Source organism: Bacillus sp. K2I17 (genome assembly GCF_002209985.1).
GTDB classification, from domain to species: domain Bacteria; phylum Bacillota; class Bacilli; order Bacillales; family Bacillaceae_G; genus Bacillus_A; species Bacillus_A wiedmannii.
This window is the reverse complement of the sequence record NZ_NJGF01000069.1, coordinates 1-12,105: the sequence shown is the minus strand read 5'-3', so window position 1 is coordinate 12,105 and position 12,105 is coordinate 1. Positions and strand designations below refer to the sequence as shown.

The window sequence follows — 12,105 nt, the reverse complement described above, 5'->3', positions numbered from 1 at the left end:
CGAATCTCAATGGCTGCTTAGTCTTTTTTTAAAGCTGTCTACTTGACGGGGATAAGACCAATATAGTGTCTTTTCTTTATGTAAAAAACTAATTTCTTTTGGCATAAATACATTAGTGGACTATTCATCTGGTGATTGGATAATCCAAATCGATGCAAATGAATTTTTATTAGAAAATCAAGTAGATTTAAAAGAATTCTTACAAGTTTTTTATGATTTTCCTATATCTCCATTCTATTCTGCTTCTATCTACTTTTGATTTCAATTACTTATTTCATTCATTCTCTTCAATTCTGAATAGTAAGTAACCCTGTATTTGATTTGTTCTTTTAAATCATCAATAGCCTTCCCCAATAATATAAACTACGTTTAAACATATCTTCATTATTATTGAGTTGTATTTCTACGTTGTCTTCTGTTTCTATTTCTAATGTGGTTGAAATATCTTAAATCGATAATGTCCCTTCTTTATGTTCCCTGTGTAAATGTGAATCTTCTAATTGTAACGAAACAATGGGTGACTCTAAAGAATCTTGTAACATAGCATTTAAAAACGCAATGAGAATATCCTCATTTCTTTTACTTCAAAAAATGAAAAACACTAAAACGATAGTTGCATATATTTACATGCAACTAAGTGAATGTTATTCCCCCCTAGGATATATATTAGCCCATCTTTATTTTAAAACACGAAACCTATCCGCGGATAAATTTCTTATTTATATATAGTATCAATTTGCATACTTCCCCAGAGTAGCCCCTAATACCCGGAATCGTTTCCGTACCTCTAGTATATAAAAATCCTAACTACCTAAAGAGCCCAAGTAAATGCATCTTATGTCATTTTAAAAAGTACAAAAGGCGCCCTTGCTAGAGGCGCCTTTTGTATAAAAATATCTTAAGATATTTTTATATTTTATGTTTTAGAATTCCTCTATTTGAACCGTGAAATTTGGTTTGAATTTAACTTGGATAATTTTATTTTCGCCTGAACATTCAATGTAAAGAGTATCCTCACGGGTATATACTCTTTCTACAGAAACTATATTCATATCAAAAATAGTTTTCTCCTTTAATAATAGGTTTAATTCAACAGTATTTTCATACACTGACATATACATTAAAAGTCTAAAACCTAATCTATCTGTTTTGCTATATTTATATACGCCTGCACCTGAAATATAATAATCTTCTGGTTCATCTTCAAAAATTTCTAATAACTCGTATTTATCATATTTTATATCCAATATTCCTAACCTTCTTTGTTCTAGAATATTTTAACTACGCTATCCATTTTATTCTTTTTTCTTTGCGGGAACAACTGTAATAACATCGCCTTTATCATTTAAAACTACATAACCCTCTTCTCTAACATATTTCCAAGTACCAGGTTTGTCTCCTGGTTGGCGAGAGCCTGTTTTTATAATATCTTCAACCACATTTGGAGTCATCCCCCTGGGATCAACCCCTTTTAATTCTTTGACATAATCTTTTGAACCGAATGAATATCCTTTTCTTTCAGCTCTTTCACGTGCACGCTTCGTAAGTTCTGCACGAACTTGAATTGTATCAGGTGCCATTCTTTCAAGAGCATGTTCAGAATATTTACGTCCATCAATAACTCCTCCGCCTCTTGGCATACTCCATCCAATCTCTTCTGTTACCTTGGATACTTTTCCTAAATCCTTCGCTTTTTGTTCTAACTCACTATATTTACCAAACACACGACCGATAACTTTAGGAGACCCACCTAAAACAGTAGATACAGTTCCCCATACATAATCATTCGGCCCATATTCTTTTTCTGTGAAAAATTCTCTTCCGTTATAAACTTGTAAACCTTGTTTGATTTGCCCAACAACTGGAATGAAATCAAGCGCTATAGATCCTAATTCATTCGTACGCTTCTGTTCTTCCAGATATTCTTTCATTTTTTCAGGTGGTACACCAAAATCTTTGAGACGATTTGTTAAACCGTCCATGTTTCCAACATTTTTAGCTACGTTAGATGTATCAATTTTATATCCCGCAATCTTATTAGCAGAATCTAACAGGTGGTTCGTAGCGTCAATACCTGACATGATATCTGTGTGAAGTGTTGGAAATGCTTGTTGCGCTTCTTTAATGTGTGTAGAAACACTTCTTGTTAAGTCTTCAGCCATCAAAGCTTGCTTATGTAAAGATTTAGCTGCTGTATCTACTGATTTAGCAAATTTATCTACACTTTTATTAAAAGTGTGTAAATCTTTAGCCATAGATTTATATGCGGGTATCCTACCCTTGAAATCTTCATGCCAATCTTTTATCTCTGTTGCAGTATCTTTTAATCCATTAACTTGTTTTTTGAGCTCATCTTGTGGTAAGGATTTAAAATACTTCTCCATTGGCTCAATATATTGCTCGTTAATTTCAAGTGGGAACCCTAAACTTGCATCTAAACTAGCCACCATCATTTCTATACCACTAACTGTTAGTTCTCCAGCATTATACAAGGTATCAGGTACAAGTTTTTTAGCAGCTTCGACATTCCCAATTATATCGCCAGAGTCTTTGGCAGCTTTATTTAAAACCATGACACTATCTTTTAATAACATGAATTTATGAATTTTACTAAAATCCTCTTCCATCATTTGTAAATTAGTGAGAGTGGATTGATATTTTACTTGAACATTTGGATCTGCTTCTCTTTCACTTATTTTATCGACAAAACTCTTTAAATGAGATCCTTTTAATGTAGTAATAAAGTGATTCATACTTTGTGCCAATTCACTAGATTCTAACATAGCCGTATCAATATTCTTAGCTTGGTTGGCATCAGCTAATCGTTTGGAGTGCTTTTGTATTAATTCTAGTCCAAATTTTAAATCATCTACTTCTTGACGAATCTCATCCATCTTGTTTGATAAAGATTGATCAAACACAACTACAAATAGTTTCTTTACAACGTATGTCTTTCCGTTGTAATTTACCCTAAACCATAAGGGACCATCTTCCCCCACTACTTCAAGAGTTTCATCGTCTCCAACTTGAATAGGATTATATCCTCTTAAAACTGTTCTTGAACTGTATATGTTATGATCAAAAGAACGAATTTTTACCCAGCCTTTGACCATCTTCCCTGTTCTGTCGAATTGAAACTGTTTACCTTTATAAGTTACATCACCTTTTTGAATTGCCCCTTCATCATTTGCGAAGTACCAATGTGTAGCTTGTGGGAACCAGCCTTTTTGGGCTGCACCAGTTGTTCTATCAAAGTAATAGTCCTTCCCGTCAACGGTATTCCATCCCGAAGCTAGATTACCATTTTTATCGAAGAGATATGTATCATCCCCTGAACGTAATAATCCGGTTTGTTTCACGCCAGGTTTATCATAATAGTACTTCTTTTCTCCCTCTACAACCCAGCCAACCGTTTCATCATTTTTCGTTTCTGTTACTTTCATAATCGTCCTATATAAGAACATAGAAAATTGCTCTCTAGTAACAATGCCATTTGGATTAAAATTGCCATCACCTGTACCACTTGTTATCTGGTTTCCAGCTAGAATTTTCACATATTCATTGGCCCAATGACCTTTCATATCCGTAAATTCAACATTTCCTTGCGATTTTAAATCGAATGTTCTGACAAGAACAGCAGCCATTTCAGCACGCGTCATATTATTTTTCGGATTGAATTGTTTCTCTATATTTACGCTAAATATGCCTCGTGCAGTAAGTGCCAAAATTTCCTTTTTAAAATTGCTGTCACCAATATCAACAAAAGGATTATTTGTACTATCTTGCGGTTTTAAATACCGATACAAGAATGCAGCAAGATGTTCGCGAGTAATAGGATTGGCAGCACCGAAGTATCCATTTCCATATCCTGTTATAATCTTATTTTCAGCCATATACATCATTTCTTTATACGCCCAATGGCTTTTTGGAACGTCAATAAAAGACGATGAATTCGCTTGACTATTTTGTTCTGCATACGTTGTTCCTACTGTACTAAATAATAAAATACATACCATAGAACTTAAAAATAATTTCTTAATTGTATTCATAATAGCTCCTATTCAATTGTTAAAAATATAATTGCAAAATCAGCACTTATTTTATCCTTCATTTACGGTGTTTTATATAATTATCAAATTTCTATTCATACTGATATTTCACACAAGGACAACCTAAGTTATTCTGTCTAACCTATAATTGATTCATAAGATGTTTCATTTCTTAAATGGAGTAGCCCATTTATGGAATTTTCTTAACATACAGTAAAAATATGTTTTTTAATTTGAAAATCCCTTAGTGCAAAATTCGCATTATGGTAACGAGATCCATAATAATATTAATCTCCTTTCTCTTTAAATCGGCCTCTTTGATTTAAAAGTTAGGCTGCTTCTGTACTGTTGGTGCATAGTAGAAAATAATAAAAATAATGACACTATAAGTTCTACGACTTACTTCATACTCGCAACTCCTTATCAATTCATTAAAAACCTTTTAATTATATATTATACTTTATTGTTATAGTGGTGAAAAAATCAGATATGCATAATTGCATATCTGTGTTCCCAATAGGGCATACACGAATTGAATGTACCATCGGAATCGGCCCCACTCCATTGATGAGTAAGGTGGCTTTAGACATTGAAGAAAAGAAGAACAAAAACGGGATTGCCTTTTGGAGGTACGAAGATGTACCTACTAAGCTGTGGAGCATACGACCCCTTAATAAATTTTGGGGCATATCATATAAAACTGAAAAAAGTTAAATCGAAAGGGAATACATTCTATTGGAGATCTAGCTAATTATCCTCTTAAATACTTAAAGCAGAGCTTCGGCAAAATTGGAGAAGAATTACACTTACATAGTCATGGAATTGACTTTAGTCGTATTTCAGAAAAATATGTACCTGCCACAACTTCTATTGGTAAAAGCCAAATTCTAATGCGCGACTATACAATAGAAGAGTTTCCGATTGTTTTACTAGAACATATTGAAGAAGTTTGTTATCGACTCCGAAGACAAAACAAGCTCGCTCAAACCGTTCATTTTTCCGTAGGTTACAGTAAAAGTTATACTGGCGGCATTAGAAAAACTCACACTATGAACCGACCAACTAATTTAACAATGGATATATATAATGTTTGTACATATTTTTTACACGAATTTTATACTGGAGAACCCATAAGATCCATCAACATTTCTTTAACTAACTTAATTAATGAAGGCGAAGAACAAATTTCTCTTTTTGATAATGTCACACAACGAGAGAAAGAAGTGAAGTTAACAAAAGTAATGGATGAAATACGCACAAAGTTTGGAAAGAACAGCATTTTACGAGGGATTTCCTAAACGCATAGCGCTACAGCTAGACACAGAAACACACTAATAGGAGGCCACAAATCATGAATAACGCTAATATGCCAAAAGGAAGAGGAATGGTGTTAACAATAGTTAAATTTATGAGTGGATATAACGTATACAATGATTGATATTTCTCTTTTTTGTTTTTTTGTAGAAGCTATAATAATACTATAAATACTTAATATTCATAGTATAGATAGATTGAAAAGTTATATCTTGCTCATGATAATTTTTTATGGTTCTCAAATATTAACTGGTTTGCAACATGCTCTCATTAGTTCAAATTGCATAAAATGTTATGGCGACTAATAGGAGGGAATATCAATGTATTATTCAGATTTTTACGATTGGAATAGGCAAAATCCAAAACTGATTAGTGATATTGAAAAAGCTATAAATGGAGAATTTAGTGCAATAAATTGTTATGCTAAATTAGCCAACATGGCTTCAAATCAGACAGAACAAAATCAAATTCTTGAGATTCGTAATGATGAAATAAAGCATTTTCAAAATTTTGTACAGATCTATATTAATTTAACTGGCCAACAACCTAAGCCACAAATAATTGAAGGGTGTCCTGATACGTATTTAAAAGGGTTAGAGTTTGCTATACAAGATGAGCAAAAAACTGTAGATTTTTATCTAGACATTGCAGATGAAACATCAGATGTATTTATTAAAGAGCTCCTTCGAAGAACGGCTGCAGATGAACAAAATCATGCAGTTTGGTTTCTGTATTATTTTTCAAAATTAAAGTAAGTAATAATTAAAAATCCGACTCATAAGAATAGAGTCGGATTTTTGAATAACAATTTTCCACATGCATCAATAATATACTTTTAGTTTTTCAAAATCTAAGCTTGACACCTATATAGAGGTGTTAAGAAAAACTATAGATACCACGCTATTTCCTCTTACATTCATGTTTCTTTTTATCTCTTGAGAAACTTGGCAACAGAACAGAGATTAATTCATCTACATGAACTATTTAATGCTATTAAAAATAAATTCTTTTACAATGATACATACTATCCTTATATAAATTGTTATAATACAACACGCAATCCCTAAAGGAGGAGCTACTTGTGTCTGAACATATAGAGATTATTTTGAGAACACTGTTATCTTTCTCGATTTTATTTATCGGAGCTAAAATATTAGGAAAGCAAATTATCGCTGAAATGAATACCTTTGATTTTATTGGCGCTATCTCTATCGGAAGTATTATTGCAAATTTGGCATTTAATTTAAATGTAAAAACTCATCATGCAGTCATCGCTTTTCTTATTTTAGTATTTATCATTCTAATGGTTAGCTATATATCCATGAAAAGTCGGATAGGCAGAAAAATATTTGCTGGAAATCCGACAGTCATTATGGAAAACGGGAAAATTCTAGAAAATAATATGCGGAAAATGCGCTATTCTCTAGATTATTTAAACCAACAATTAAGAGAGAATGGTATTTTTAACATTGAAGAAGTTCTTTATGTCATAGTTGAAACAAATGGTAAGATATCTGTTTTGAAAAAACCTGAATATCGGACTGTTACAAAACAAGATTTAAATATACCAACAAAAAAAGAGTGTAAACTCCCCATCGAGCTAATTATGGATGGAGAAATTATGACAGAAAACCTAAGGCAAAACAATCATACGGAGCTAGAATTACAGTGTGAACTAAAAAAACGTAACCTCCACTACACAGATGTTACGTATGCTGTACGTTCTGCAAATGGAAATATCTATATTGATACCTATAAAGATAATATTACCTCTCCAATGGACCAAGAATAGGTTATTTCTTCTAAAAATATAGGTGAACATATCGTTGTAATTCTTCCGCAAATGTTTGTAGTTCATCTTGAACGATCCATAAGAAAATATCATCCTTTCTAATCTAGCTTGTTTAGAAAAAATAACATTTTTTTGATACTTGCGGGGTATTAAAGTTTCTTAAGTTAATGGACATGTAATGAGAACCTATCGCCATCAAGCTAAAATTTTATAATACCCCAGAATGAAAGTTTCTTGTCTTTTACGGTACCAAAGCTTATTTTTATTATTTTGGGGACAACTTGCTCTGTTAGCCTGCTGGACATGTGTCTGTATCCCTAATTGATTTCTTAAATTTATTGTTACACACCTTGTTTAATACTTAGACATAATATATAACATTTCATTTAAGTATCTTAAAAGAGGTGAATTATTGTGATGAATTATTATCTTAACAGCAACAGAGTAATGGCTGGGAGCATTACAATTCATTCAGCACAACCGACAATACATGCAATGCAGCATGTATTGTCGGTTGTGCTGAAGCTATACATTATTATCATCCAACTATACAATACCACCCTATACAATATATACATCAAAGTATATATCCATATCCAGCTGGCTTTAGAACAACTCCATATGATTAAAACTCATCTTGTTTTTGGGTGTAAGTGCTGGGTTCATAAATATAGAAACCTTACCTATCAAATTTGGAAAAAGAGAAATAAAAACGTCCAATTATCTTGAAAACTCGATGAAACCTATATAAAAATCAAAGGAAAATGGTGTTATTTATTTCGTGCTATAGATAAAGATGGGCATACATTGGATATTCAACTTCGTAAAAAACGGGATTATCAGTCTGACAATGCTTCTGTTTGGATATATTCCCCTTTAGTATACCAATCACATACCCTGTCTAGAGTAATGGTATCAGTATGCCTAAAATTTATGGATTCATTGCAATTATCATGAAATTTTCACACCAGAACCGTCGATTCCTTAGGGTACAGGTAATCGACTTTTTTTAATCGTGTGGTAGATATTTTTAGTTGAAAAACTAATAATGAAAATATAATACAGCTTATGGCCCATTTTTATACGTATCTCGGCTGCCCCCTATAGGAGGCGGTATGTATATATATATGTACAATGATAAAGACATTCATATAGCTACGACACTCCCAAAAAAGTCTTGATAATATGGTCAAATTTACCCCGTTTGCAGCGATGCCTGAACAGTTTGCTGGTATTCGTGAAATCATCAAGGAGAAAAACAAAGTAACTCGGCCGATCTTAACAGATGAAGAAAAAGAACTAATTGAGAACATGTTGTTATGTTGCTTATTATCTGAAGAAGAAATTCTCATTACATACTTTGAAGATGGTTATTTGCTCTCTAGCTATATGACTGTTGTTGGTATTCACCAGCAAAACAGTGCTGTTATATGTACCGATGCTTTTTATAATAAAATGACACTGCAATTTTCTAATATAATCGACGTAAAATCATTCATCTAGAAAAGCCAATTCTCTAAAGGAAATGGCTTTTCTGTTTTCTTCTATAAACCAAACATTCAAGAAATCTATTTATTACAAAACAAACAAAATACCTCCTTTTTCGAAAAAAATTCACAAATAATACATAATTAACTATATTTTTTGATTTTTCGATTTTATTAATTGAAATATAATAATTATATATATTAAGATTATGTTGTAAATATAATAAATGGAGGTATTTCTATAATGAAGAAAAAAATTTTTGCTTTAACTGCACCTCTTCTTTTAGCAGCATCATTAACAACACATGCAGCAACACCAAGTGAAGCGGGATTCAATAGTTTATCAACTACTCCGCCTTCTGGGATAGTAGATACTACTAATAAAAATGATGGTTTTCAGAGGGCAAAGAATCCACCTGGTAAAAAGGCTTCTGTACATAATATTGATAAAAACTCTTATAATTTCCAAGTAGATAAAGTAGGAGCCCAAGTATATACAGATAAATGGCTTACAGGAAAAAAGACTATGACTGTAGATGTTGAAAACTTTACAGTTACAAAATTTCAAGGTGGTACAAAAAATGAATTATACATTACACTCTATAATTCTAAAGGGAAAGAAGTAGACTCTAAAACTTTATATGTAAATAAAGCTAGTTCAGTGAAATTTTCCGGTTTAGATTCTTCCGAAAAATATTTTGTGAAATTCAGTGTTGCAACCAACGGGAACACTTATTCATTTAATGGATCTATCGAGTAATAAATTTAGGACAAGATAAATTGTTTATAGAACAGATACTGCAAACTCTACCTCTTAAAACAATTTAACTGTTTATAATGCATATAAGTATGTTTGACAAAAATCCCTTTTGAAACGCTATTTTCAAAAGGGATTTTACTTTTTCATTGTATAATATAGCAACTTTTAAAAGTACCCTTTCAATGTATACTGACCCCTTCACAAATCGTGAAGGGATTTTTTTATTTAATAAATGAGTTTTACAAAAGATACAAAAATGTTAAACTCGTGAAACCCAGTGATATCATGTATGTATGTTGATATTACTGGGTATTTATTTGGATATTTAACACATTTTTTTACAAATTATAAAATGCTTTCAAAAGTAAAAAATCAGGATAAGTTCATGTGTATATTGCAAAAAGGACTTGTTTGCAAGTGTACTCCCCTTTTATGTACAATAAAAGAAAAACATCTTAAGAGATGGGGAGAGGAAAACCCATGTCCAACCAACAATTAGTGAATTTACGCATTGATTTTGCTTTCAAACAATTATTTGGCACAAGTGGAAATGAAGATATTCTAATTGCTTTTTTAAATGCTATGTTACAAGATTCTTTAGAATCCCCTATTGTTTCCTTACAATTAGAAGACCCACACTTGCACCGAGAACATGAAGAGGATAAATTATCAATCTTAGATATTTCTGCAACATTAGATACGGGAACAAAGGTAAATATAGAAATTCAACTAAATAATAATCATGATATGATTAAGAGAAGTTTATATTATTGGGGAAGGCTATACACATCCCAACTACAAAAAGGAATGCCATATAGTTCTCTTCATAAAACAATTACCATTAATTTATTAAACTTTGTTATGTTTCCAGAATATGAAGCATTCCATACAACAGGAGTCTTATGGAATCAACAACAACAGAAAATATTGAGTGATGATATTGAAGTTCATATTGTGGAGATTCCAAAACTCATGCAACAGTGGCGAAATGAACAAATAAATCCCTGGGAAGATTCGTTTGTTCGTTGGTTGTTATTACTTCCAGCGAATGAGGATGAACAATTAACCCAAACATTGGAGGATATTGCGATGAACCAAGACCCTATTTTACAAAAAGCAATGAATAAATGGGAACGTATGAGTCAAGATTCTTCTTTCCGACAAGCGTATGAAGCAAGGGAGAAAGCGTTGATGGATGAAGCCGCAAAATTTGCTCATGCTCGTAATGAAGGAAAGAAAGAAGGGCGTCAAGAGGGCATTGAAGAAGGAAAAATCCAATTGATTCGTGGAATGCATAAAAATGGAATGCCAATTGAAGATATTGCAAAATTTACGAATTTACGTATTGAAGAAATACAAGGAATTTTACAAGCATAAATAAATTAACAAATAACACCTACAGATATGCCTGTAGGTGTTATTTGTTAATGATCGCCCCCGCCTGGAAGGTGATGACCACCAGCATTTCCATGTGCATATTTCCAACCTACACCTGGTTCATTAATATAATAACCAGTTTTTTCATCTGCGTATTTATAACTTATATATTTCATTGGAATTCCTCCCCCTTTTGGTTAATACTTATATAGTCGTTTAGACTCAAATTAAGCGTCTAATCTCTTGAAAATTACTTAAGTATTTTCGTTGCTTAGCCATGCTGATAAATGGTTCATATGTACTCGTTTCATTAAAAGGATGTCCGAAACCATATTCACCTTTTTCTGCATGATAACCGTATGTGGCAATGCCTACACCTTTCGTGTTGCTTTTTTAGATTTCTACATAATTGGAATCTCGCCCATAAATGTATGATGCCCCCTACTAGATAGCTACAACCTTTGCGATAATAGAACTACTGGAATGGATCTTACTTCCACTGCTTCAGGTTTTATACATACTACTCCATATAACACCCCTCTCCCATCACCCACATCAAGCTGATGGAAATTTGGAAATGCCTCTCCAAAACCATGGTTGCCTGCATAACTACTTACTGCTCTAAAACGTTCACCAAAATCCAGTGATTTTAAATACTTTGCATACATCAAATTAACACCAACAATATCACCCTCACTAAGATTATCTCTTTGACCAATTTCTACCTCAGATTGTTTGGGTTCTACTGTTGATAATCCATTTTTTGAATGAGCGTACATTCCATAATGCATGATTGAATTATAATCGTAGGGACCAGAATCCTCCCTAATTTCCGGTTTTTGATCGAAATTCTTAACCTTATTGTCTTTTATGCTTACATCATTAATCTGCACATAGTCATTACGATCTTCTCGACAATGTTCGTGCGCTAACCCTACCGCATGACCTATTTCATGTTTCATATTACCCTCGCTGCAATCATCACCGATTATAATTTCCTGTCTGCCCCCCTGTCATACCTGTCATTGACTCACAAAGGTCTTCGTCGGAACTTGGAGTAAAAACTACATAATTAGGCTCATCTGTCCTAATAACAAAACGAATAACAGTCTAGCGATAGCACGTGTTACTCTTTCTTGGTCTGCTAATGTTGAATCAATTAAATAAGGAACTATCCCGCTTGTCCAGCGGTATTCTTCTCCACTTTTAATACAAGCCATTATATTAAGCACCTCCATATTATTATTGAATATTTTCATTCATGGGGTAGCACCACATCGCTATCAAGCTAATAGTTTTAATTACCCCCATAACGAAAATTTTACG

9 protein-coding genes and 4 pseudogenes are annotated in these 12,105 nt (G+C 32.7%); 7 read left to right on the top strand and 6 right to left on the bottom strand.

The window, feature by feature from the left end; translation table 11 throughout:
* Positions 1-341 precede the first annotated feature (341 nt).
* From CER22_RS29735 to CER22_RS29725, 3 genes and pseudogenes are all read right to left on the bottom strand, one after another.
* A pseudogene (locus CER22_RS29735) lies at positions 342-566 on the bottom strand (PD-(D/E)XK nuclease family transposase); the annotation flags it as partial.
* A 357-nt stretch (positions 567-923) separates the two neighbouring features.
* On the bottom strand, positions 924-1,247 hold the full coding sequence (locus CER22_RS29730; protein ID WP_088610345.1) for a hypothetical protein: 324 nt from the start codon (positions 1,245-1,247) through the stop codon (positions 924-926).
* Between the two features lie 48 nt (positions 1,248-1,295).
* Entirely contained in the window at positions 1,296-4,049 is a 2,754-nt protein-coding gene (locus tag CER22_RS29725; RefSeq protein ID WP_088610344.1) for an S-layer homology domain-containing protein, read from the bottom strand.
* 522 nt (positions 4,050-4,571) lie between these two features.
* Between CER22_RS29725 and CER22_RS29720 the strand changes: the two are divergent.
* The 7 genes and pseudogenes from CER22_RS29720 to CER22_RS29685 all read left to right on the top strand — a co-directional run.
* Positions 4,572-5,347: pseudogene (locus CER22_RS29720) on the top strand (DinB/UmuC family translesion DNA polymerase); the annotation flags it as partial.
* Positions 5,348-5,683: 336 nt separating this feature from the next.
* A complete protein-coding gene (locus CER22_RS29715; RefSeq protein ID WP_088610343.1) occupies positions 5,684-6,118 on the top strand; it encodes a ferritin-like domain-containing protein in 435 nt (144 codons plus the stop codon).
* Positions 6,119-6,444: 326 nt separating this feature from the next.
* On the top strand, positions 6,445-7,155 hold the full coding sequence (locus tag CER22_RS29710) for a DUF421 domain-containing protein (RefSeq protein WP_088610342.1): 711 nt from the start codon (positions 6,445-6,447) through the stop codon (positions 7,153-7,155).
* 657 nt (positions 7,156-7,812) lie between these two features.
* A pseudogene (locus CER22_RS29700) lies at positions 7,813-8,001 on the top strand (DDE-type integrase/transposase/recombinase); the annotation flags it as partial.
* Positions 8,002-8,340: 339 nt separating this feature from the next.
* On the top strand, positions 8,341-8,658 hold the full coding sequence (locus tag CER22_RS29695; RefSeq protein ID WP_088610341.1) for a YolD-like family protein: 318 nt from the start codon (positions 8,341-8,343) through the stop codon (positions 8,656-8,658).
* Between the two features lie 228 nt (positions 8,659-8,886).
* Complete coding sequence (locus CER22_RS29690; RefSeq protein WP_088610340.1) at positions 8,887-9,402, top strand: hypothetical protein; 516 nt, start codon at positions 8,887-8,889, stop codon at positions 9,400-9,402.
* A gap of 480 nt (positions 9,403-9,882) precedes the next feature.
* Positions 9,883-10,779: an Rpn family recombination-promoting nuclease/putative transposase gene (locus CER22_RS29685; protein ID WP_088610339.1), complete on the top strand. Its 897-nt coding sequence runs from the start codon at positions 9,883-9,885 to the stop codon at positions 10,777-10,779.
* Positions 10,780-10,826: 47 nt separating this feature from the next.
* Here CER22_RS29685 and CER22_RS33910 read toward each other — a convergent pair whose 3' ends face one another.
* The 3 genes and pseudogenes from CER22_RS33910 to CER22_RS33375 all read right to left on the bottom strand — a co-directional run bounded on the left by CER22_RS33910 (position 10,827) and on the right by CER22_RS33375 (position 11,999).
* Positions 10,827-10,955, bottom strand: coding sequence for a hypothetical protein (locus CER22_RS33910; RefSeq protein WP_256943765.1), 129 nt, complete (start codon positions 10,953-10,955; stop codon positions 10,827-10,829).
* Between the two features lie 276 nt (positions 10,956-11,231).
* Positions 11,232-11,777: pseudogene (locus CER22_RS29680) on the bottom strand (M12 family metallopeptidase); the annotation flags it as partial.
* Between the two features lie 66 nt (positions 11,778-11,843).
* Positions 11,844-11,999 (bottom strand): hypothetical protein, encoded by a 156-nt coding sequence (locus CER22_RS33375; RefSeq protein WP_179211958.1) that lies wholly within the window; start codon positions 11,997-11,999, stop codon positions 11,844-11,846.
* Positions 12,000-12,105: the final 106 nt, after the last annotated feature.

Excerpts from the sequence above, each read along its gene's own strand:
- CER22_RS29725 (WP_088610344.1), bottom strand. The coding sequence starts at position 4,049 with ATGAATACAATTAAGAAATTATTTTTAAGTTCTATGGTATGTATTTTA.
- CER22_RS29715 (WP_088610343.1), top strand. The coding sequence starts at position 5,684 with ATGTATTATTCAGATTTTTACGATTGGAATAGGCAAAATCCAAAACTG.
- CER22_RS29695 (WP_088610341.1), top strand. The coding sequence starts at position 8,341 with ATGGTCAAATTTACCCCGTTTGCAGCGATGCCTGAACAGTTTGCTGGT.
- CER22_RS29690 (WP_088610340.1), top strand. The coding sequence starts at position 8,887 with ATGAAGAAAAAAATTTTTGCTTTAACTGCACCTCTTCTTTTAGCAGCA.
- CER22_RS29685 (WP_088610339.1), top strand. The coding sequence starts at position 9,883 with ATGTCCAACCAACAATTAGTGAATTTACGCATTGATTTTGCTTTCAAA.
- CER22_RS33910 (WP_256943765.1), bottom strand. The coding sequence starts at position 10,955 with ATGAAATATATAAGTTATAAATACGCAGATGAAAAAACTGGTTATTAT.
- CER22_RS33375 (WP_179211958.1), bottom strand. The coding sequence starts at position 11,999 with ATGGCTTGTATTAAAAGTGGAGAAGAATACCGCTGGACAAGCGGGATA.